Source organism: Ruegeria sp. O4 (assembly GCF_056535125.1).
The window spans coordinates 26719-48363 of the sequence record NZ_JBQERO010000025.1 but is presented as its reverse complement, the minus strand read 5'-3'; the positions used below and the strand labels follow the sequence as shown (position 1 = coordinate 48363).

Here is a 21645-nt window from a genome sequence, read left to right as displayed (position 1 = left end):
TAAAGGGCTGATGCTACCCTGCGGCAGACCAACCCATCCCAACATCCAAACACGCTAAATAAGACCTCACCACCAAACCCACAACCAAAACCAAAAAACTCAACCAAGCCAATACCGCTATTGAACGGCTAATGGTTCAGCAGGTTCTTGAGGTATTCGCCGTAGTCGTTTTTGCCGAATCTTTGGGCGCGGGCTTCGAGGTCCTGGTCGCTGATCCAGCCCAGCGTATGGGCGATTTCGTCAGGTGATCCGGTTTGCAGGCCTTGCCTGTCCTGAAGCGTACGCACAAAGTTTCCGGCGTCCAGCAGGCTTGCGTGGGTTCCGGTATCCAGCCAGGCATAACCGCGCCCCATGCGGTTGACGCTGAGCAACCCGGCCTCAAGGTACATTTCAAGCAAGGTGACAATCTCAAGCTCGCCGCGTGCAGACGGTTTTACGGCGCGGGCCCGTTCAGGGGCAGAGCCGTCCAGAAAATACAGCCCGGTCACGGCGTAGTTCGATGGCGGCACTTGGGGTTTCTCGACAATCTGGGTGACGGCGCCAGCCTCGTCATAGGCCACGACCCCATAGCGTTCGGGATCAGCGACCCGATAGCCGAAGACAGTGCCACCCGTCTCTTTGGCGTCTGCCGATTGCAGGATCTCGGGCAGGCCGTGCCCAAAGAAGATGTTGTCGCCCAGCACCATGGCCGAGGGGGCACCATCCAGAAAATCTTCTGCCAGAATATAGGCTTGCGCCAACCCGTCAGGAGAAGGTTGAACAATCCAGGTCAGGGACAGGCCCCATTGGCTTCCGTCACCCAACAGGCGCTGAAACTGCTCCTGATCCTGCGGCGTCGTGATCATCGCGATGTCGCGGATCCCGGCCAGCATCAGCACCGAAAGGGGGTAATAGATCATCGGCTTGTCATAGATGGGCAAAAGCTGTTTCGAGACGCCCATCGTGATCGGATAAAGACGGGTGCCTGACCCGCCTGCCAGAATGATACCTTTGCGTTTCTTGCCGTTCCGGGTCGTCATGTGCCGAGCTCTCCAAGGTCTTCAAGTATGCTGTGCAGGCCCGCCTTCCAATCCGGACGGGGCACGCCCAGTTCCGTTGTCAGTGTCGTGCAGTCCAGGCGGCTGTTCAGGGGGCGTTTCGCGGGGGTCGGGTATGCGCTGGACGGGATGTCTTCGACATTGCAGTCAATACCGGCCTGATCGAAGATCTCGCGCGCAAAATCGGCCCAGCTGACATCAGGGCCACCGCTGCAATGGTAAATTCCGGTCTTTTCATCCGGGTTTGTCAAAAGGGCGCGGGCCGCGCCGATACAGGCCCCGGCCAGTGCCGATGCCGGGGTTGGACCGCCAATCTGGTCTGCGACGATCGTCAGGTGGTCACGCTCTTTGCCGAGGCGCAGCATGGTTTTGACGAAGTTATGCCCATGTGACGACACCACCCACGAGGTTCGTATGATTGCATGGGGTCCGCCCGCCGCAATCACACCGGCCTCACCCGCCAGCTTGGTGCGCCCATAGGCGCCCAGCGGGCCGGTCGCGTGGTTGGGTAAGAACGGGGCCGTGCCCGCCCCGTCAAACACATAATCTGTCGAGACCTGAACAAACGGCAATCCGCGCCCGGCCGCGGCTTTGGCCAGCGCCGTGGGCGTGGCTCCGTTGATCAGCAGGGCAAGGTCTTCCTCCGCTTCGGCCTTGTCGACGGCGGTATATGCGGCGGCGTTGATCACCGCATCCGCATCGGTGTTGCGAACCAGGGCCGCGCACCCTTCGGGATCGGTAAAATCCGCCTTGTCGCGCCCAAGCGCTTCAACCGAGATATCCCCGCCACACCGGATCAGTTCCCGGCCCAGCTGACCGGTCGCCCCGAAGACCAGAAGTTTCACGCGCTGACCCCCAGCCGTTCGCCAACGCCGGACCGGTTCTGTAAAGACCGCCACCAGTCTTCATTGTTCAGGTACCATTCAACCGTTCTGCGCAGACCTTCCTCTACCGTCACGGACGGGCGCCAGTTCATTTCGTTGCGCATCCGCGAGGGATCGATGGCGTAACGCGCATCATGCCCGGGGCGGTCTGTGACAAAGGTGATCTGGTCCGCATAGACCCCCTGCGGTTTCGGGCGCAGGTCGTCCAGGATCGCACACAGCGTCTGCACCAGTTCCAGATTGCTGCGCTCGTTCTCGCCACCGATGTTATAGGACCGGCCGACAGCCCCCTTTTGCACCACCAGCAAAAGCGCGTCGGCGTGATCCTCGACATACAGCCAGTCGCGGACATTCGAGCCGTCGCCATAGATCGGCAGCGCCTTGCCCGCGATTGCGTTCAGGATCACAACAGGGATCAGCTTTTCAGGGAAATGATAGGGCCCGTAATTGTTCGAACAGTTGGTCAGCACCACCGGCAGGCCATAGGTCTCGTGCCAGGCCCGGACCAGATGATCGCTGGAGGCTTTCGACGCGGAATAGGGTGACCGCGGATCATAGGGGGTATCCTCGGTGAACTGGCCGGTGGGGCCCAGGCTGCCAAAGACTTCATCGGTCGAGATATGGTGGAACCTGAAAGTGTCCGGTTTTCCTTGTCCGGCCCAATAGCTGCGCGCCGCCTCCAGCATGTTGTATGTGCCCAGGACATTGGTTTCGATGAAAGCCCCCGGCCCGTCGATGGACCGGTCAACATGGGATTCCGCCGCCAGGTGCATCACCGCATCAGGCGCATGCTCGGCAAACACCGCCTTCAGGGCCGCAGGGTCGCGGATATCTGCGTGAACAAAGGCATAGTTCGGGTTCTCTGCAACCTCGGCAACATTGTCGAGGCAGGCCGCATAGGTCAGCGCATCAAGGTTCACGACCTGATGTCCGTCCGCAATGGCACGCCGCACGACCGCGGACCCGATGAAACCCGCACCACCTGTCACCAACAGTTTCATATTCTATCCTTCGTAAACAAACGGGCTGTCAAAATCGGCCAGCGCAGGCGCAATCCTGTCCTTGTCGCTCAGCACCGGGTTCCCCTGCAAGGGCCAATCAATACCACAGCTGTCCCAGCGCACACCCCCATCGGCATCCGCATTGTAAGAGCTGGTACATTTGTAGCAGATTTCGGTGTCGGGCTCTAACGTCACAAAACCATGGGCAAATCCCGCCGGCACCCAAAGCTGCCGCCCGTTCTCAAAGCTGAGCTCGATGCCGAAAGATTGCCCATAAGTTGGCGATCCCTTGCGGATATCGACGGCGACATCATAAAGCGCGCCCCGGCCCGCGCGCACCAATTTGCCCTGCGCATGCGGAGGCGCCTGAAAATGCAGGCCGCGCAATGTCCCCACCGCGGACGACAGCGAATGGTTGTCCTGCACAAATTCCGGCAACACAACCCCAGCCTCCTCCAGCCGCGCCTTGTTCCAGCTTTCGGAAAAAAACCCGCGCAAATCCCCATGCCGCTGCGGGCGAATAACCAACACACCCGACAACCCCGTCTGCTCAATCTCCATAACACCTAACCTCAACCACCTGTTGCCTGTGTTGGGCGAGTATTGTCAGGCTGGGTTTCAATGCAAGGGTGTTGCGCAATTTGCTGCTTAGATGACCGCAGCCGGAGATGGCGGCTCGCTGCCTTCCTGCTCCCTCAACCCACTACGTCACCTGCTGGTCCAGCATCTCAAGCACGGCGTCGCGTTCCGACAGAACCAGCAGCAGTGCTAGATCGCCCGGTTCCACCTGTTTCAGGATCATCGCGGCGGCCTCGGACGGGGATGCGGCCCTTTGGATCTGGGTCTTGTCATACCCTTGTTCCAGAGCCGACTTTTCAATCAGGTCCGGTATCTCTCCCAAAGCGCGACCCCGTAGGTACCCTTCCAGTTCAGCAGCAACGACCACGTCGGGTTGGAAATTCAAGGCGGTTGCGGTGACGTCGCGAATGTCCTGGTCCGAGCGGTCTCCGGCATGGCTGAGCATGATGAACCGCCGTTTTGCCGGCAAGGCCGACAGCGCATCGCACACGGCAGAAATCGAATGCGGATTATGCGCGAAATCCACGAAAACCTGAGCGCCGTTGTGCTGGAATTCGTTGCAGCGACCCGGATTGTCCTTGGCATCCGGTTTGAACCCGGCCAACCCATGCCGCACCGCTTCAAGCGGCAGTTTCAAAGCCAGCGCAAGGCACATAGCCGCCAGAGCGTTCAGGATGTTGTATTTCGCGACCCCGCCCATGGTCAGGGGCACGTCGGACACGGCAATGACCGTATGCTCGGACCGGCCGTCAAAGAAGACGATGTTGCCCTGCGAGACATAAGCGCAGCATGTTCCCGCGTCGCGCGCCCGACGGATCAGATCATTCCCGGCATCCAGTGAAAACCACCAGATATTCGCCGCCGTGTTTTCGGCCTCGGCACGGACAAAAGGATCATCGGCATTCAGGGCCAGAACACCGCCCTTGGTCAGTGTCCGGTGCACGGCGAATTTCGCCTGAGCCAGCTCGGGCACCGTGTTGACGCCGTATTGCCCCAGATGATCGTTCGCCACGTTGGTGACAGTGGCGGCCATGGCGGCACGCGTCGGCAGGCCGCGGCGCAGGATACCCCCACGGGCCACTTCAAGGCATCCGATTTCAAGCCGCTTGTCGCGCAGCAACATCCGCCCTCCGCCGGGGCCGGAATAGTCGCCGCGATCCAGAATATCGTCACCCACCCGCACAAACTCGGTCGAGGTCAGCCCTGCGACCTTGCCCGAGGCGCGGGCGATCGCCTCCAGCAACCGGGTCGTGGTGGTCTTGCCGTTGGTGCCGGTGATGAAGGCGACGGGGATGTTGTGAAAGGCGGGCCAGTCCACGTCATCCGGGGCGGGCAACGCGTCGACAGGCCAGGTTTGGCTGCCGGTTCCATGCCCGATGGAAATCTCATCATCGTCGCACAGGATATCCACACCATGCGCGTCGGCTGCCGCGATCAGGGCGATCAGCGCAGGATTGGCCTCCTTCGCCATGACGCCTTTGACGTCCCGGATCATCTGATCAAAATCGCCCGGCGTGGTCTCCAGCAACTCTGCCGCGCAGAAATGCCAGGCGGTCTGAGCCGCAAAGATCGCGGAATAAAGCTGATCCATCGGTGCCGAGATTGCCAGATTGACGCCTCCGGTAAAGGTACGGTGGGTCAGTGCCTGATCCTGCCAGCCAAGCGCATCCAGAACGCGCCGGGCGTGTTTTTCCCACAGTGCAATGACCTGCGCGGGGTCGATAATAGTGAAAAACACATCCATCACCGCGCCGGGGTGATCCCATAACAGGCCGGGGCCGGTCAGTCGCCGCGCGTCATCCACCTGAATATGATCAGCGGTCGCGCTTTCGATGGTCAGCGCGGTTTCAAGCTCTTCGATCCGGTCCATTCCGGTACCTCCGCTCAATCCGCGTCTTCGCTGATTTCACGCGCCAGTCTTACACCGCGTTCGTCCCGGATCAGGTTCTGATCGCTGTCGAACATGTCCTCGAACGTGGTGTCGGCAGGGCTGGTCCTGGGTGCTGCCTCGGTTTCAGAGGTTTCTCCATCGGAGTTGAAGTAGATGATCTGTTTCCAGCAGCGTGTGGTGTCATCTCCGAAGATCACCAGCAGATCGCCCGGTGCCGCCATCTCCAGCGCTGTGGTCACGGCCTCAACCTCATCCGGGATGATCGAGATTGCCTCATCCGGTGTCCCGCAATCGATCAGGGCCTGCCGCATCATTTGCGGCACCTCGTCATGCCCGCGACCCCGGCGGCGGTCATCGGCCTTGCAGATGAAGTGGTCAAAATGCCCGGCCAGCGCTGCGGCCCCATCAACAATGTCTTCATCGCGCCGATCACCGGGCATCGCAACAACGCACAGCCTGCGGCCCTTGACCTCCAACTGATCGGCCAAAGCGGCCATCGCCTTCAGCGCGGCCGGGTTGTGGCCGTAATCAAGGATCACCTTGAAGGGATGTTCATCATAGACATTCATCCGCCCCGGTGCCTGGAAATAACTGGTGTCGAAAGTGCGCAGACCATGCCGGATATTGTCCAAATCGACCCCAAAGCTATAGGCCATTGCAGCTGCGACCATGGCGTTTTGCACGTTGAAGATCGCCTTGCCTTCAAGCGTGGCGGGGATCAGATGCGACCACAGAACCGGGATGTGAAGCCCTTTGTCATAGATGGTCAGCATGTCGCCATTCATGCCTTTTTCCAGCACGATGGCCTTGCCCCCTGTCTTGATATGTTCCTTGACCAGACTGTGACCGGGGTTGGTCGTGACATAGAAGATCTGATCCGCCCCGGCGTAATCGGCCATCTTCAGACAATTGATGTCGTCGGCGTTCAGCACGGCCGTATCGGTCGCGCTTTCCACCACCACCCGTTTGACGACGGCCAGCTCCTCGACCGTGTTGATCCCGCCCAGGCCCAGATGATCTGCCGAGACGTTCAGACAGGCTGCCACGTTCGAGCGTTGATAGCCCAGACCCGAGCGCACCAGCCCGCCCCGCGCGGTTTCCATCACCGCAAAATCGACCATCGGATCACGCAGGACGATCTGCGCCGATTTCGGGCCGGTCATATCCCCTTTTACGCTCAGCTTGCCATCCACATAGACGCCGTCGGTCGAGGTCATGCCAACGATCTTGCCGCTGGTTTTCATGATATGACCCAGCATCCGCGACGTGGTCGTCTTGCCGTTGGTGCCGGTGATGGCCGCAATCGGGATGCGGGTTTGTTCATTGGCGGGGAACAGCATGTCGATGACCTTGCCCGCCACATCGCGCGGCTGACCTTCGGACGGGGCCACATGCATCCGGAAACCGGGTGCGGCGTTTACTTCGACAATCGCGCCACCGATATCCTTGTAGGACTTGGTGATATCGTCGATCAGGAAATCGACACCGCCCACATCCAGCCCGACGGCCATGATGGCGCGTTCGGCCATGTCGCGGTTGTCAGGATGCACCACGTCGGTCAGATCGATGGCGGTGCCACCGGTTGACAGGTTCGCGGTCGAGCGCAGATAGAAAACCTCACCCTCGGGCAGGACAGTGTCTTCCGTCACGCCCGCATTCTCCATCAGGCGGTTAGCCTGATTGTCCAGCTCGAGCCTGGTCAGCACTTTTTCGTGCCCGATGCCCCGGCGTGGGTCCTGGTTCACGATGTCGACCAGTTCGGCAATCGTATGGGTTCCGTCGCCTATTACATGGCCGGGGACGCGTTTGGCCACCGCAACCAGCTTGTCGTTCACGACCAGCATCCGGTGATCAAAGCCGGTGATGAAGCTCTCGACCAGAATGGCGCGGCTGCGCGAATGCTCCTTGGCCTCGGCAAAACCCGCCTCGACCTCGGCATCGGAATTCAGATTGATCGAAACGCCGCGCCCATGGTTGGCGTCCAACGGTTTGACCACCACCGGAAACCCGATCCGGGCTGCCGCGCGTACGGCCTCGCGGGCCGAATAGACCATGCGCTGCTGCGGAACCGGCAGGCCAAGATCGTTCAGCAGATTATGGGTGTCTTCCTTGTCACAGGATATCTCGACCGAGATATGCTTGGTCTCGGACGTAATTGTCGCCTGAATGCGTTTCTGAAACTTGCCGTGTCCAAATTGCACAAGCGAGCCGGAATTCAGCCTGATCCACGGAATGTCGCGTTCCTGCGCCGCCTTGACCAGCGATCCGGTCGATGGGCCAAATTCCTTGCGTTGCGCCCGCAGCACAAAGCTGCGCAGTTCTTCATCCCAGTTGAAGTCCGGGTCGAATTCGTAATCCACCTGATCTTTCAGGGATTGCGGCAGCAGGTGCATCAGTAACCGCATCGCCAGATTGCCCGCATCCAGACCGACGTCGCGCTGGCGGTATTCATAGACCATATTGTACTGGCCCGGCTCACCTGTGCCGCGCGTACGTCCAAAGGTCACGTCGGACCCGGCCACGTTCTGAACTTCGATGGCGCAATGTTCCAGCACATGTCCCAGCCAGGTGCCTTCATCCTCGCGCAGGCGGCGGATAAAGCCGCCGGGTTCGCGATAGGAACAGCCGTGTTCCGCCAGACCGGGAAGCGCCTTGATCAAGGCGTCAATAAACTCGGAACCAATTTTTGCCGAGGGCCACTCTTCCAGAACACCCAGATCGATGACGTGGCGAATGACCGGAAAACTTGCCCAGACATTCGGGCCGACAAAGACATTGGTCGAGATTATTTTCATGAGGCTCCCCGTTGGTTAGCTTTTTGTTTTCCCCCCGCTGGCGGCCTCTTGACCGGACATGTCCGGCAATGTGCAGAACGCCAAATGCTCATCCGGCGGAAAAGCCTGGCGAGCCGTCAGATCATAACGGCACCCTTCGCCCAGAACGTCAAGCCGAAGTCCAAGCAGGCTCAGCGCTTCGCCGCGGCGCGCGTCCCACATCGATGAATGGGTCAGATGACTGGCGTCCACGACGGTAACCGATCCGCTGCCCACGACTTCAAGGACATTTTCGGGTCCGATGAAGGCTGCCGTGTCTTCGTCGATACCCAGTCCGATCAAAAAAGGGTTGAAAGATGAAGCGGTTAGCAAACGTCCCAGCCGATTGCGTTGTGTGAAGTGCTGGTCGATGATGACGGCGTTGGTCAAACCCATGCCCGGAGCCAGCGTGATATTGCCCTCAGCCGGAGCCGAGTTGCTGCTGCCCCCGGCCACCATGTGTTCGGACATGATCGACGCCCCGGCTGAAGTGCCGGCAACCGGCACACCGGCCGCATTCCGGCGCCGAATTTTCTGCGCCACAAGTGTGCCACCCAGAATCGCCGACAGCCGCAGCTGGTTGCCGCCGGTCATGAATATCCCTGTAGCGCGGTCCAGCATCTCGGCATAATCGGGATTGTCGCAATCAGCACGCCGCGAGATGGGCAGAAATTCGACCTTGCCCGCGCCCAGCTCGGAAAAGATGCGATTGTAATCCGGTCCGGTCTCTTCCAACATCGAGGCCGTCGGGATCACGACAATATCGGCATCAGGACCACCAGACAGCTCAACGAACTTGCGGTGAATCTGCATTTCCTTGACGCGGTCTTCGCCGCCGCCGATCGGGATGATGAACCCGCGCGGGGTCTCTGCATCAACGGGTGCAGGGCACATATCTTACTTACCTTCCGGTATAAAAGCAGCCAGCCATCGGGGCCACTCGGACGCTTAACCTGTTCATACATGCCGTGTCGGGCCATCTGACCCTATCGGACATGCCGTTCCCCCCCCCAGCGACATCACATGCCGCACGGCAGGGATTTCGTCAAGAACCACCGGTTTTGTGCCTGCTTCAGCCTGCCAGTGCCAAACCCTGCACGACAAAAGCGATCCCCCCGAAACATCAAAGCTCCGGGGGGATCAGATTGCCCGTCAGTTTGCGCGCTGGTTCAGATGTCGAATTTGACACCCTGCGCCAGCGGGAGCTCTGCCGAGTAGTTCACGGTGTTGGTCTGGCGGCGCATATAGGCTTTCCACGCGTCCGAGCCGCTTTCGCGTCCGCCACCGGTTTCCTTTTCGCCACCGAATGCGCCACCGATCTCGGCGCCCGAGGGGCCTATGTTGACGTTGGCAATACCGCAATCCGACCCCGCCGCAGTCAGAAACTGCTCGGCCTCGCGCATGTTCAGCGTGAACACACAGGATGACAGCCCTTGCGGCACATCGTTTTGAAGCTGGATCGCATCGTCAAAGTCGTCGTAGCCCATAACATAAAGGATTGGCGCGAAAGTTTCGGTTTTCACGACCGCGCTTTGGCCGGGCATTTCGACAATTGCGGGCTGCATATAGACACCCGCAGGAAGCCCTTCGGTTACACGTTCGCCGCCAAACACGGTGCCGCCTTCGGCCCTTGCGGCCTCCAGTGCGGATGTCATGGCGGCACCCGATGCCTCATCCACCAGTGGCCCGATCAACGTGCCCTCAGACAGCGGATTGCCGATGGCCAGACCGGCATAAGCCTTTTTCAGGCGGCCCACCAGTTCCTCACGGATCGAGTTGTGCACGATCAGACGGCGCAGCGTGGTGCAACGCTGACCGGCGGTCCCAACGGCCGAGAAGACAATGGCGCGCACGGCCATTTCCAGATCCGCCGAAGGGCCGACGATCATCGCGTTGTTGCCACCCAGCTCCAGAATGCACTTGCCAAAGCGTGCCGCAACAATGGGCGCAACCGCACGGCCCATTCGTGTGGACCCTGTGGCCGAGATGATCGGAACATCTTCGCTGGCCACCAGCGCCTCGCCCAACTCCGCGCCACCGATCAGGACCTGAAGCAACCCTTCGGGGGCATCGCCAAACCGCACCAGCGCGCGTTCAAAGATCTTCTGGCAGGCCATCGCTGTCAGCGGGGTCTTCTCGGACGGTTTCCAGATCACCGGATCGCCACAGACCAGTGCCAAAGCGGCATTCCACGACCAGACCGCAACTGGGAAATTGAAGGCCGAGATCACTCCGACCGGGCCCGCCGGATGCCAGGTTTCCATCATCCGATGACCTGGGCGTTCCGACGCGATGGTCAGACCATAAAGCTGACGCGACAGACCAACGGCAAAGTCGCAGATGTCGATCATCTCCTGCACTTCGCCCAGACCTTCGGATGTGATCTTGCCGGCCTCCCAGCTGACAAGCGCGCCCAGATCGTCCTTGGCCGCACGCAGCTCTTCGCCCAGCAGGCGGATCAGCTCGCCCCGACGCGGGGCCGGCACAACGCGCCACGCCTTGAACGCGTTTTTGGCGCGGGCAATGATCGCGTCCATTTCGGTGGCCGGCGTTTCATGCACATCGGCCAGCAGGCAGCCGTCAATCGGCGACGTCACCTTCAGAGTGCCGCCCTTCAATGCGGCGTCTGTCAGATCCAGATTTGCAAGCGTGGTTTGGGCTGTCATTACGATGTCTTTCATATCTCAGGCCGCCTTGTTTTGCCGGGTCACGTCACCAGCACGATACAGCTGGCCAAATTCTGTATTCAGGAAGTCGTTCAGTTTGACCTGTTCCTGCCGGACGAACCCTTTCGAAGGCAGCGTGCCGGTGCGCATCAGGTCAACGACGCCCAGAATACCCGCAGCTGTGGTGACCTGAATGGCACTCCAGACCTGCCCATTGATGGTTCGGGAAAAGCTCTTGTTGATCAGGGATTTCTCGCGCAGAACGCCGTTGATCATGCCCTTGGCCGTGCAATAGACCAGCACAACGTCCTGATCAGTGCGGGGCAGGGCGGTCTCGAAGATTTCTTTCAGCAGATCGCGGCGGCGTTCCAGCCCCAGATCGTGCAGCAGCAGTTTCAGGATTTCACAATGGCCGGGATACCGGATCGTGCGATAAGACACGGCCCGCGCCTTGCCTTCCAGCGTTTCCGGCAGCGTGCCCAACCCGCCCGAGGTGTTGAAGCATTCGTATTCCACGCCATCATGACCCAGAATCTCGTAATCTTCCAGCGGCGCGGTCTTGACCAGTTTGCCGTTCACAATGGCGTCGCAGGGATTGCAGTACTCATTGATCAACCCATCGGTCGACCAGGTCAGATTGTATTTCAGTGCATTGGTCGGATAAAGCGGCAGCGCGCCCACCCGCATATGCAGGCTGTCCAGCTCATCAAACTCCGCTGCAAGCGCGGCTCCGGAGATGCCCACAAAACCAGGTGCCAGTCCACATTGCGGCATGAAAGCCGTCTCACTGCCTTCGGCCAGCTGGCGTACGGCCTCGGTGGCCGCGACGTCTTCGGTTAGGTCAAAATAATGCGCGCCCGCCTCTTTGGCGGCCTTGGCAATGTTTGGGGTAAGAAAGAACGGTGCCGCTGATACCACGGCGTTAAACCCGGTCAGCTCCTTTGCCAGACGATCCGCATCCCGGGCATCAATCTGCTTTGTTCCAATCCCAAGCCTTGTGATTTCACCCAGTGCTTTCAGGTCATGGTCAGCCACAGTCACTGTATAGTTTGGCGAGGCCCTCAGCAGCGTCGCGATCATCTGACCGATCTTGCCAGCCCCGATTACGCAAATATTCCAGGACATCAACGTCTCCGTAAAATTCTGTTCCTGATATTATGGTGCAGGGCTGGCCAGACATTTCATAGGCCGCAATTTGACGAAGTGATCGACTTATCCGACATTATGCCGGAATAATTGGCATTATGGCGTGACCGCCATCAGGGGTTGAATTCGGCCGGCACCCCGAAAGGAGGAGAGCTAACGCCAGTGCCCGTCAAGGAATGCAGAAAAGCGACCAGAGCGGCGATTTCCGCATCCGAAAGCGTCATTGGCACAATGTCGATCCTGCTGCGCTGGCGCTCCATCTCGAACCGGTCGTCCCACACCACGAAATCCACCTCTTGCAACCAGGGGACCTTGGGCAACGCAGCCATGTCGGGTTTCCATTTGGCAAGGCTGGTCTGGGGGTCAAGATGGTGACGGATCATGCTTTCGAGATCCGCAAAAGCGCCGTTATGTCCATAAGGCGCAGTCAGGGCGACATTGCGCAGCATCGGCGTGCGAAAGCGATAGGCGTCTTCCAGACGGTTGCTTTCCGCCATCCGTCCAACGTCCCGCGCATATGGGTCCCATTGCCGGGTCCGGCCCGGCCCGAAAGGGGGCAAACCTAGCGCGTGAAACTCTTGGTCCGACATCAACGGACCCGCATGGCAGGTCGCGCATCGCGCATTGCCATAAAACAGGTTCATCCCGTCTTTCTGGATGTCTGACAGCGCATCCTTGTCCCCGGCCAAGTACTGGTCGAATGGGCTGTCGGTGCTGCGCCACTCGATGGCCATGAAGGCCGCCAGCGCGTTGGCGATCTGGGTGATCGTGATGTCTTCGGTGGTCTCGATGTTGTCAAAAGCCGCGACTATGGCAGGGCCATAACGCGGATCGGTCCGCACGCGTTTGGCAAGGATCGGCCAGCCCTTGTCGATCCTGTCGTGAACCGCGCCGGTCACCTGATTTTCAGCGACATTACCGGCCATCTCGAATTGCGCGGTCAGCGGGAACAAGGCCTGCGCCGCCAGAAGCGAGTTCAATCCCCCGGGCAGCCATTCCTGTGCAGGCGAATTGAACCCGTTGCCATAGAGGTCCGAGATGCTCAGGCGGCCATCGTGGAAAACGGTACGGATGTCCTTGGCCCCGAGGTTCCACAACCCCGGCGCATTTCGGGGAATGCGTTTGCGGATCTTGTCCGCCCCGGTACCCGGTGTGCGCTCCGGTCCAAGACCCTGTCCGCCTTCGCCGATCCCCAGGGATAACCCGTCGGAGGTGCCGAAATCGGGGTGGTGGCAATGGGCGCACGAAATGTTCTGATTGCCTGACAGGATCGGATCGTAAAACAGTTGATGACCGATAGTGGCCTGTTCCATATCAAATGGGATAAAGTCATCATCTGTCAGCGGGCGCGGCAGGTCCTGCGCCACCGCGGCCCCCGCCCAAACGAGGACAATCGCCCAATGCGCCAGTTTCTCTTTACCCTTTGTTTTCTTGCGACCCCGGCTCTGGCTGAGCTGGAACAGGCCCGTGACATGATGGAGGCCGGAGAGTTTGAAGCCGCGCGCGCGGAACTGCTGCCCGCCGCCCGGTCGGGCAATGCCGAGGCCGAGGAACTGATTGGTGTGATGTACGGGCTGGGTCTTGGGGTCGAGCAGGACCATGAAAGGGCGTTTGAATGGTATCTGCGTGCCTCGATGAAGGGGCATCCGGGGGCGCAGTCGGGGGTCGGCTGGTACTACGAACTGGGTCTGGGATTGCCCGCCCCCGATCTGGTGCGGGCCTATATGTGGTACACGCTCAGCGCCATTGGCGGCGATCCCGATGCAGCGATCAGCCTTGAGGAAGTGATCAAGAAAATGTCGCCGGAGCAGATCGAGAAGGCGCATGTTCTGGTCAACGACTACAAAGGGTGGATGTACCCGTTTCGATAAGGGCCGGGCCACAAGGCCCGACCCATCCGTTTAGTTCAGGTCCGCATTGCGCGAGGCGTTCACGTCCGCCTCAGCCGCCGCGACCGCTTCGGTCAGCGCGGCAAAGATTTCATCACCACGGGCAACATTGGTCTGGAACCAGTCATAGACAGGCGAAGCCGCAGCTTTGAACGCCGCCTTCTGTTCGGGCGTTGGGACATACAGGTCGCCGCCACCTGCGACGAAGTCCTCATAGGCCTGGATCGACTTGCGCTTGGGCGATGCAAAGGTGGCCTGTTGCAGGGCGTAGAACCCATCGACAACGACCCGACGCATATCTTCCGGCATCGCCTGGAATTTGGCGTTGTTCATCCACCACAGCGCACCCATATAGGCGTGCCCGTCCAACGTGACAAATTGCAGGCCGGCATCCGGGAACTTCATGCCCATGATGTCGGTGATGCCGTTCTTTGACCCCTCGACGACGCCGGTCTGGAAGCTGGTGAAGAGTTCCGGCCACGGGATCGGTGTAGGTGACGCGCCCAGTGCCTTGACCAGTTCCTGTGGCAGGTCGGCGACAACGGTGCGGATTTTCAGACCTTCCATGTCGGCAGGCTCGGCGACGCGGTGTTTTGTGTTGGCGAAGTTGCGCCAGCCACCGGTGTTGCCGATGGTCATCAGGCGGATTGCGCCACCGGAATCCTCAAGCGCCATGTCGCGCATGGTGCGGGTGAAATCGCCCGACAGAACATGCTCGGCGATCCGGTCATCAGCCATCAGATAGGGCAGATCCAGAACCTGCACATAGGGGAAGATGCCCGACGCCCCGCCCGAGGTAGAGATATAGATATCGATGGTGCCATCCGCAACGCCCTGCAGGCATTCAGCACCGTTCGAACACAGCTGGGTGCCGATGAACAACTCAACCTCGATGGCGCCGTTCGACGCCGCCTCGACATAGCTCTTGAAAACGATCAGACCGTCGTAATCCTCGTCATTTTCGTTCGAATTGGCAGTGGCGCGCAGCGTATAGTCCGCAGCCGTCGCCGCGACCACAGACGCGGCCACAAGCGATGTGGCAATCGCCGCTGTTTTTATGAAGTTTCCGAGCATGCGTTTCCTCCCTGTGATACTCAGTCAATTTGCAAATCCCGTTATCCTCGGGATCGTCATGGATAGTGCGGGGATGTAGGTGATCAGAAAGATCACGATGATTTCGACCGCCAGAAACGGCAGGATCGCCTTGGCGATTGTCTCGACCCGCTCCCGCGACACGGCGGCGGCCACGAACAGCACCAGCCCCATGGGGGGCGTGGCAAGACCCACGGTCAGATTGACGCTCATGATGATGGCGAAATGGATCGGGTCGACGCCAAGGCTGGTGAAGATCGGGCCAAGGATTGGGCCAAGGATGATGATCGCAGGGCCTGCATCCAGAAACATGCCGACGATGAACAGCAGCAGGTTGATCAGGAATAACAGGATCAGCGGATTTTCCGACAGGCTGAGGATCAACGAGGCCAATTGTTCCGGGGCATGGCTCAGGCTGACCACGGTCTTGAACGCCATTGCTGCGCCAACCAGCAGCAGCACCACAGCCGACGTCATACCTGCATTGCTCAGAACATCCGGAATTTCCCTCAGGGTCAGTGTACGCAGAACGAAAAATCCGATGATAAAGGCGTAGCCCACAGCAACAGCGGCGGCCTCGGTCGGAGTAAAGATGCCCCCCAGAATGCCGCCCAGTATGATCACCGGCGTCATCAGCGGGAAGAACGCCTTGAGGCTGGCTTTGCGCCGCTCATCCCATGTGTATTTCCGGCTGGCGACGGGAAAATCGTACTTGTCGGCCATGAATTTGATCATCACCATCAGGCCGACACCCACCATGATTCCGGGCACGATGCCTGCAAGAAACAGGGCGGCCACGCTTTCTCCCATGACATAGGCATAGATGATCATAATGCCCGAGGGCGGGATGATCGGCCCGATCACCGAACTCGCGGCTGTGATGGCGGCGGCGAATTTTCGGGTGTAGCCCTGTTTTTCCATCGCCGGGATCAGCATCGACCCCAGGGCGGATGTATCAGCCACCGCAGATCCCGAAAGGCCCGCGAACAGGATCGAGCTCAGCACGTTTACATGCGCCAGCCCGCCACGCAGATGGCCCATCAGGGCCTGGCTGAATTCGACGAGGCGGATGGTAATGCCGCCACGGTTCATCATTTCACCGGCCAGCATGAAGAACGGGATGGCCATCAGCGGAAAGCTGTCCATGCCGTTGTAGACATTGCGATAAAGCAGGGTGATGTCATTCGTCTGTCCGTTCAGCCACAGCAGAATGCCGGGTGCTGCCAGAAGCGCGAAGAAGACTGGCAGGCCGATCAACAGGAAAATCAGGAAAGTGGGCAGGAACCAGATCAGCATTTATTCGGCCCCCACGGCTGCGTCGGGAATGTCCGGCAAAAGATGCGCGCCGCCAAGCAAGGTGACCACGGAACGCAGGATAAGCTCGATATTGACCGAGATCAGCAGAATGATGCCCACCAGCAGCGAAGCCATCATCCAGCTGCGCGGAATGCGATACCACTCGTCAAACCCAAGCGATGTCGGCAGGTACAGGGCGGCGGTGGCGAACCTGCCGCCAAAGCCCGTGACCTCGGACCAGCCGATATTGACCGCAACCAAAAGCACGGCCAGCGAGATCAGCAGGAGGAACAGATTGAGCGACAGGCCGAGCATACGCGGCAGAAACCGTTGCAGCATGTCGATAGCTACAAACCCGCCGCGCCGAAAGGCCGTCGGTGCCATCAATCCGGTCATCCACAACATACAGAACCGCGCGGCCTCATCCGGCCAGGGCAGGGCGTTGCCCAGAACGTATCGGAAGAACACCTGAATCAGGATTGCGATGACCATGAATGCAATCGCAACAACGCCAACCGCGCGGCCCAGACGCAGCACGGTTTCGTTCACAAATGCAATCGGCGCAAGCACCGATGCCAGTCCGCCCATGCGGATCCTCCCTTGTTCAGCCGCAGGTGTGTCCCGCGGTCGTCAGATCGCGCTTAGTGCTGCGCGAATTGGCCCATTTTCCCGGCATAGAACGTCAGCGCGTCGCCGTCGCTCATGCTGGCCTTCAGGACTTTGCCCACCACGATCACGTGATCGCCCGCGTCGTGATAGGCATGTTGTTCGCATTCAAACCGTGCCAGACAATCCGACAGCAGCGGGGTGCCGTTTGCACAGCGCTCGTGCCGGATGTCGCGCAGGGCATGGGCATCTTTCGAGCAGCCAAAACACAGCTCGGCCTGCGCAGACGATAACACATGCACCGTGAAATGCGGTGCCGCGCGAAAATAGGGGAACCGGCGCGAGTTGCGGTCTCCGGCCCACATGATCAGTGGCGGGTCCAGCGACAGGGAAGAAAAGCTGTTGGCTGTGATGCAGATCGGGCCATCACCGCTGTCGCATGTCACAATGGTAACGCCGGTTGCGAACCGCCCAAAAGCATCCCGCAGGGTCCGGGTGTCGTCCTTGTGTGGCACAAAAGTGTGGGTCATATTCCTTGAGATTGCGTTCATCATGCTACCTCATGCCCCAGCGCCGCTTCGTACAGGCGGAACCAGGTTTCGCGATCAATTGTGACTTTCAGCGCGTCCGAGATGCGTTTGATACGGTTCAGGTTGTTGGTGCCCAGAACCGGCAGAATGCCCGCCGGATGAGCCAGCAGGAAGGCCACGGCCACAGCGGCCCGGTCTACACCGAACTCTTCTGCGATTTCATCAGCGACAACCCCAACGGGCGGGTTTCCGGCCATCAACAGCCCACCCCCCAGGGGCGACCACGCCATAAGGTGGTGCCCGTGCTGTTGGTGAAACGCCAGATCTCCGTTGGTGAAAGGGGCGATCTCGCCCAGTGAGATCTCGATCTGGTTGGTGACCAGCCGGGTTTTCATCGCCGATTGCAGCAGGGTCCAGTCCCACGGGCGGAAGTTCGAAACACCAACCGCGCCTACCTTGCCGCTGGCGACTGCCTCATCCAGTGCTGCCCCGGTTTCGTGGTGGTCCATGAACGGATCAGGGCGGTGGATCAGCAACAGATCGATGTGGTCGATGGCCATTTCCGACAGGGACGTGTCGATGGACTTCAGGATATGCGCGCGCGAGGTGTCATAGTATTTGACCTTCGCATCGGAATGCCGCCCCACGGGCGCGACGATGTCACATTTGGTGACGATCTCCATCTTCTGGCGCAGGCCGGGATTGGCGCGCAAGGCGTTGCCCAGAACGGCTTCGGCCGCGTATCCGCCATATATGTCGGCCTGATCGAAGGTGGTGATGCCCTGATCAAGACAGGCTTGAATCTTGGCCTCGACATGCCCTGCCGAGGTGTCGCTATCGTCACCCAGCCGCCACATGCCATAGACAAGGCGGCTCATTTCCAGCGTCGGGGATAGTTTCACACGTTGCATCAGCGGCGCACTCCATTGCCCAGCGGCGTGGCCGGGGGTGTCTTGGGCACACGCCCGTACGCTTCGGGCAGCGAGCATGTTTTCAGATGCGGCATCACACGCGCACCGAAATGCTTGGCCTCATCCATGTGCGGATAACCAGAGAAGATGAAGGCGCGAATGCCCATCTTCCGGTAGTCTTCGATCTTTGACATGACCTGATCGGTTGATCCCACCAGTGCCGCACCACAGCCCGAACGGGCGCGGCCGACACCTGTCCACAGACCGGGTTCCACATAGCCATACTCATCCGCCAGATCACGGTTCCTGGTCTGATGCGCCACACCCAGCGAGGTCGCATCCAACGCCCGCTCGCGGATCGCGCGGCCATAGTCGTCATCCAGTTTCGAGACGATGTAATCCGCGTATTCCTGCGCCTCGGCTTCGGTATCGCGAACGATCATGTGAACCCGCAGGCCATAGTCGAGCGTACGGTCATAGTTTTCGGCCACTGCATGAACAGCTTTCATCCGCTCGGCCAGTTGATCCTTGGTTTCCGGCCACATCAGGTACACATCGCAATGCTCGCCGCACAGCTCCAGCGCCGCGGGCGAATAACCGCCGAAATACAGCAGCGGACCGCCAGTCTGATAGGGCCGCGCCGGGTCCGTTGTCAGACCTGTAAAGTTGTAGACCTCGCCCGCGTGATTGATCTCCTCCTGCGTCCAGGCCTGTTTCAGGATCTCGACCACTTCGCGCGAGCGTTGATAGCGAAAGGCGCTGTCGGCCTTTTCACCGGGAAAATCGGATGAAATGATGTTGACGGTCAGCCGCCCCTTCAGCATGTGATCCAGCGTTGCGATCGTGCGGGCCAGCATGATCGGCTGCATCTCGCCGCAGCGCACGGCAGCCAACAGGTTGATCTTTTGCGTGATCGGCGCACAACCGGCGACAAAGCTCAGCGTGTCCTGCCCAACCTGATACGATGACGGGCACAGGATGTTGCGGAACCCCTGTGCCTCGGCCTCTTTCACGATGGCCGAGCAATGCTCCCAGCTGGAGCGCAGATCACCATCGGGCACACCCAGAAACTGATAATCGTCGGAACATAAGGCAGCGAACCACGAAACCTCGGCCGCATCCAGATCAGGGGATGTGATGGGGACGATGGTCATTTGATTCACGCTCCGTGCATCTTTTACTTTCCCCTTGCGTAGCAACCACATTGATGTAGATCAATAGTGTATCAATTTTTCCTGCGACCGAATGAAGCGCCTGAAATGCCCCCCAACACCCGAAACCCCAATGCCCTGCCTATCTATGTTCAGATTGCCGAGCTGCTGATCCGCGATATCGCTGCAGGCCGTTTGATCGATGGTGAGCGTCTGCCCCCGGAACGCGACATGGCGGCCAAGCTGAACGTGTCGGTCGGCACGCTGCGAAAATCGCTCGCCGAGCTTGAGAAAAAAGGCATGTTGGAGCGTATTCAGGGGTCAGGAAATTACATCCGCGAGACCGGAACCCAGAACAGTGTCTACGCGATGTTCCGGCTGGAACTGCCCCAAGGGGGCGGGTTGCCGCGTGCGGACATCCTGTCGGTCGATCATCTGAAGAAACCTTCCGATCTGCCGGATTTTGGCACCTCGGACTCCGGATCGCGCGTACGTCGGATGCGCTATCTGAATGACACAATCATCGCGGTCGAGGAGATCTGGCTGGACGAATCAGCCGGCCTGATCAAGCGAAGCCTGCTGTCGGACTCGCTCTACCGCTATTATCAGCACCAGCTGGGTTTCTGGATATCACGGGCCGAAGATCGCGTGTCGATTGGCCAGTTGCCCGATTGGACGCCCGCGGCGTTCACCAAAGCCGCCGGTGAAACGGTGGGTTATATCGAACGGTTCAGCTGGTCGGACAAGGCCGAACCTGTCGAATTTTCAAAGACCTGGTTCGACCCGGACCGGGCCACCTATGTCCAACGTCTGAAGTAAAAGGAAACGCGCATGACCCGGACCATCAATTACGGGCTGATCGGATGTGGCATGATGGGGCAGGAACACCTGCACAATATCGCCTTGCTGGTCGGCACGCGTGTCGCGGCGATATTCGAGCCCGATCCCGGGATGGCAAAAGCCGCGCAGGCGATTGCGCCGGGTGCGGTTATGGTACAATCGGTGCAAGAGGTGTTGGATATCGAAGACCTGGACTGCCTTGTCATCGCCAGCCCAAACCATCTGCATGTCGATCAGGTCTGTGAAATCGCGCAAACGCGCCCCTTGCCGCTATTGGTGGAAAAGCCCCTGTTCACCAACCCCCAGGACGCCGCAAGGCTAGAGAAGGTTCAGCGCGACTATCCACACCCGATCTGGGTTGCGATGGAATACCGCTATATGCCGCCCATCGCGACCCTGATCGACAAGATCGGGGACACAGGCGGGGTCAGGATGCTGTCGATCCGGGAACATCGCTTTCCGTTTCTGCCGAAAGTCGGCGACTGGAACCGGTTCAACCGCAACACCGGCGGCACCTTTGTCGAGAAATGTTGCCACTTCTTCGATCTGATGCGGCTGATCCTGCAATCCGACCCGGTGCGGATCGCCGCAAGCGGCGGACAGGCGGTGAACCATCTGGACGAAACCTACGAGGGCGAAACGCCTGACATACTGGATCACGGCTATGTTCTGGTCGATTTCGCCAATGGCGCGCGCGCGATGCTCGAGCTGTGCATGTTTGCCGAAGGCACCCGCTATCAGGAGGAGATTTCGGCCATCGGGCCCAACGCCAAGGTCGAGGCTCTGGTGCCGGGGCCGGGACGGTTCTGGCCCGACCATCTGGGAACGCCGCCCGTGCCGCAGGTCATCGTCAGCCCGCGGGACCCCAAGGGGCCAATATCGCAGGATATCCCTGTCGATCCCCGCTTGCTGGCTGCCGGTGATCACAACGGCTCGACCTATTATCAGCACAGGGGGTTCCTGGATCTGGTGCGCGGGCACAAGGCCGAACCGGATGTAACAGTGCAAGACGGTCTGTGGGCGGTGCGAATGGGATTGGCAGCACAGCAGGCCCTGCAAACCGGTGAAACGGTTCACCTAAAGCACCCTTAGACTCACCCCAGGCAAGTTCAGTGTAGACAGGTCTGCGGCGACAAATGTGTCGCTTGCGGGCCAATCTGTCGTAAATCAGCTAGTGAAGCGGGGCGCAGTAGGGGAAAAAACTGTATGACCTGTCAGTGTATTCCCACCCGCCTTGATCGCCGTGCGACCGGCTGTGATCTGGTCACGACGCGCCGGTAACCGCCCTGCGGGGCCGTTCTGCCTGCCTGCTT

19 protein-coding genes are annotated in these 21645 nt (G+C 59.7%); 3 read left to right on the top strand and 16 right to left on the bottom strand.

The window, feature by feature from the left end; all coding sequences use genetic code 11:
- Positions 1–128: 128 nt before the first annotated feature.
- From rfbA to ACR0J7_RS18940, 10 genes are all read right to left on the bottom strand, one after another.
- Entirely contained in the window at positions 129–1019 is an 891-nt protein-coding gene (gene rfbA / locus ACR0J7_RS18985) for a glucose-1-phosphate thymidylyltransferase RfbA (RefSeq protein WP_480484785.1), read from the bottom strand.
- Entirely contained in the window at positions 1016–1882 is an 867-nt protein-coding gene (rfbD, locus tag ACR0J7_RS18980; protein ID WP_480871488.1) for a dTDP-4-dehydrorhamnose reductase, read from the bottom strand. The genes rfbA and rfbD overlap by 4 nt, the downstream gene beginning before the upstream one ends.
- On the bottom strand, positions 1879–2922 hold the full coding sequence (gene rfbB / locus ACR0J7_RS18975) for a dTDP-glucose 4,6-dehydratase (protein ID WP_209508309.1): 1044 nt from the start codon (positions 2920–2922) through the stop codon (positions 1879–1881). The genes rfbD and rfbB overlap by 4 nt, the downstream gene beginning before the upstream one ends.
- Before the next feature lie 3 nt (positions 2923–2925).
- Positions 2926–3483, bottom strand: a complete 558-nt coding sequence (gene rfbC / locus ACR0J7_RS18970; RefSeq protein WP_480488984.1) for a dTDP-4-dehydrorhamnose 3,5-epimerase — start codon at positions 3481–3483, stop codon at positions 2926–2928.
- Positions 3484–3625: 142 nt separating this feature from the next.
- Positions 3626–5371 (bottom strand): Mur ligase family protein, encoded by a 1746-nt coding sequence (locus ACR0J7_RS18965; protein ID WP_480871487.1) that lies wholly within the window; start codon positions 5369–5371, stop codon positions 3626–3628.
- 14 nt (positions 5372–5385) lie between these two features.
- The gene (gene cphA, locus ACR0J7_RS18960; RefSeq protein WP_480774354.1) at positions 5386–8187 is read right to left on the bottom strand and encodes a cyanophycin synthetase; all 2802 of its coding nucleotides are present in this window, start codon (positions 8185–8187) and stop codon (positions 5386–5388) included.
- Between the two features lie 15 nt (positions 8188–8202).
- Positions 8203–9099, bottom strand: a complete 897-nt coding sequence (locus ACR0J7_RS18955) for a cyanophycinase (protein WP_480915258.1) — start codon at positions 9097–9099, stop codon at positions 8203–8205.
- 275 nt (positions 9100–9374) lie between these two features.
- Positions 9375–10886 (bottom strand): L-piperidine-6-carboxylate dehydrogenase, encoded by a 1512-nt coding sequence (gene amaB / locus ACR0J7_RS18950; protein WP_480871486.1) that lies wholly within the window; start codon positions 10884–10886, stop codon positions 9375–9377.
- Positions 10887–10889: 3 nt separating this feature from the next.
- The gene (locus ACR0J7_RS18945; RefSeq protein WP_480508683.1) at positions 10890–11996 is read right to left on the bottom strand and encodes a saccharopine dehydrogenase family protein; all 1107 of its coding nucleotides are present in this window, start codon (positions 11994–11996) and stop codon (positions 10890–10892) included.
- Positions 11997–12130: 134 nt separating this feature from the next.
- Complete coding sequence (locus ACR0J7_RS18940; protein WP_480901013.1) at positions 12131–13384, bottom strand: cytochrome-c peroxidase; 1254 nt, start codon at positions 13382–13384, stop codon at positions 12131–12133.
- A 33-nt stretch (positions 13385–13417) separates the two neighbouring features.
- Here ACR0J7_RS18940 and ACR0J7_RS18935 point away from each other — a divergent pair, with 33 nt between their 5' ends.
- Entirely contained in the window at positions 13418–13888 is a 471-nt protein-coding gene (locus tag ACR0J7_RS18935) for a tetratricopeptide repeat protein (protein WP_480477549.1), read from the top strand.
- Between the two features lie 30 nt (positions 13889–13918).
- Here the strand turns inward: ACR0J7_RS18935 and ACR0J7_RS18930 are convergent, their stop codons facing one another.
- Genes ACR0J7_RS18930 through ACR0J7_RS18905 form a run of 6 tightly spaced genes read right to left on the bottom strand, consistent with a single transcriptional unit; the run spans position 13919 to position 19495 of the window.
- The gene (locus ACR0J7_RS18930; RefSeq protein WP_480915256.1) at positions 13919–14980 is read right to left on the bottom strand and encodes a TRAP transporter substrate-binding protein; all 1062 of its coding nucleotides are present in this window, start codon (positions 14978–14980) and stop codon (positions 13919–13921) included.
- Between the two features lie 24 nt (positions 14981–15004).
- Positions 15005–16294, bottom strand: coding sequence for a TRAP transporter large permease (locus tag ACR0J7_RS18925; RefSeq protein WP_209599366.1), 1290 nt, complete (start codon positions 16292–16294; stop codon positions 15005–15007).
- Positions 16295–16882, bottom strand: coding sequence for a TRAP transporter small permease (locus ACR0J7_RS18920; protein ID WP_209507970.1), 588 nt, complete (start codon positions 16880–16882; stop codon positions 16295–16297). It abuts the gene before it with no gap.
- Between the two features lie 53 nt (positions 16883–16935).
- The gene (locus ACR0J7_RS18915) at positions 16936–17451 is read right to left on the bottom strand and encodes a flavin reductase family protein (RefSeq protein WP_480484813.1); all 516 of its coding nucleotides are present in this window, start codon (positions 17449–17451) and stop codon (positions 16936–16938) included.
- Entirely contained in the window at positions 17451–18341 is an 891-nt protein-coding gene (locus tag ACR0J7_RS18910) for an aldo/keto reductase (RefSeq protein WP_480915255.1), read from the bottom strand. The genes ACR0J7_RS18915 and ACR0J7_RS18910 overlap by 1 nt, the downstream gene beginning before the upstream one ends.
- A complete protein-coding gene (locus tag ACR0J7_RS18905) occupies positions 18341–19495 on the bottom strand; it encodes an LLM class flavin-dependent oxidoreductase (protein ID WP_480915253.1) in 1155 nt (384 codons plus the stop codon). Before ACR0J7_RS18905 ends, ACR0J7_RS18910 begins: the two co-directional genes overlap by 1 nt.
- Before the next feature lie 105 nt (positions 19496–19600).
- Here ACR0J7_RS18905 and ACR0J7_RS18900 point away from each other — a divergent pair, with 105 nt between their 5' ends.
- Both ACR0J7_RS18900 and ACR0J7_RS18895 read left to right on the top strand, forming a co-directional pair.
- Positions 19601–20311 carry a GntR family transcriptional regulator gene (locus tag ACR0J7_RS18900; protein ID WP_267365599.1) on the top strand — a complete coding sequence of 237 codons (711 nt, stop codon included), beginning with the start codon at positions 19601–19603 and terminating at the stop codon, positions 20309–20311.
- A gap of 12 nt (positions 20312–20323) precedes the next feature.
- Complete coding sequence (locus ACR0J7_RS18895; protein ID WP_480915250.1) at positions 20324–21424, top strand: Gfo/Idh/MocA family protein; 1101 nt, start codon at positions 20324–20326, stop codon at positions 21422–21424.
- Positions 21425–21645: the final 221 nt, after the last annotated feature.

What these genes read in the sequence shown, in the direction of transcription:
- rfbA (WP_480484785.1), bottom strand. Translation starts at nt 1,019, where the DNA reads ATGACGACCCGGAACGGCAAGAAACGCAAAGGTATCATTCTGGCAGGC.
- rfbB (WP_209508309.1), bottom strand. Translation starts at nt 2,922, where the DNA reads ATGAAACTGTTGGTGACAGGTGGTGCGGGTTTCATCGGGTCCGCGGTC.
- rfbC (WP_480488984.1), bottom strand. Translation starts at nt 3,483, where the DNA reads ATGGAGATTGAGCAGACGGGGTTGTCGGGTGTGTTGGTTATTCGCCCG.
- ACR0J7_RS18965 (WP_480871487.1), bottom strand. Translation starts at nt 5,371, where the DNA reads ATGGACCGGATCGAAGAGCTTGAAACCGCGCTGACCATCGAAAGCGCG.
- cphA (WP_480774354.1), bottom strand. Translation starts at nt 8,187, where the DNA reads ATGAAAATAATCTCGACCAATGTCTTTGTCGGCCCGAATGTCTGGGCA.
- ACR0J7_RS18955 (WP_480915258.1), bottom strand. Translation starts at nt 9,099, where the DNA reads ATGTGCCCTGCACCCGTTGATGCAGAGACCCCGCGCGGGTTCATCATC.
- amaB (WP_480871486.1), bottom strand. Translation starts at nt 10,886, where the DNA reads ATGAAAGACATCGTAATGACAGCCCAAACCACGCTTGCAAATCTGGAT.
- ACR0J7_RS18945 (WP_480508683.1), bottom strand. Translation starts at nt 11,996, where the DNA reads ATGTCCTGGAATATTTGCGTAATCGGGGCTGGCAAGATCGGTCAGATG.
- ACR0J7_RS18935 (WP_480477549.1), top strand. Translation starts at nt 13,418, where the DNA reads ATGCGCCAGTTTCTCTTTACCCTTTGTTTTCTTGCGACCCCGGCTCTG.
- ACR0J7_RS18930 (WP_480915256.1), bottom strand. Translation starts at nt 14,980, where the DNA reads ATGCTCGGAAACTTCATAAAAACAGCGGCGATTGCCACATCGCTTGTG.
- ACR0J7_RS18925 (WP_209599366.1), bottom strand. Translation starts at nt 16,294, where the DNA reads ATGCTGATCTGGTTCCTGCCCACTTTCCTGATTTTCCTGTTGATCGGC.
- ACR0J7_RS18920 (WP_209507970.1), bottom strand. Translation starts at nt 16,882, where the DNA reads ATGGGCGGACTGGCATCGGTGCTTGCGCCGATTGCATTTGTGAACGAA.
- ACR0J7_RS18915 (WP_480484813.1), bottom strand. Translation starts at nt 17,451, where the DNA reads ATGAACGCAATCTCAAGGAATATGACCCACACTTTTGTGCCACACAAG.
- ACR0J7_RS18910 (WP_480915255.1), bottom strand. Translation starts at nt 18,341, where the DNA reads ATGCAACGTGTGAAACTATCCCCGACGCTGGAAATGAGCCGCCTTGTC.
- ACR0J7_RS18905 (WP_480915253.1), bottom strand. Translation starts at nt 19,495, where the DNA reads ATGACCATCGTCCCCATCACATCCCCTGATCTGGATGCGGCCGAGGTT.
- ACR0J7_RS18900 (WP_267365599.1), top strand. Translation starts at nt 19,601, where the DNA reads ATGCCCCCCAACACCCGAAACCCCAATGCCCTGCCTATCTATGTTCAG.
- ACR0J7_RS18895 (WP_480915250.1), top strand. Translation starts at nt 20,324, where the DNA reads ATGACCCGGACCATCAATTACGGGCTGATCGGATGTGGCATGATGGGG.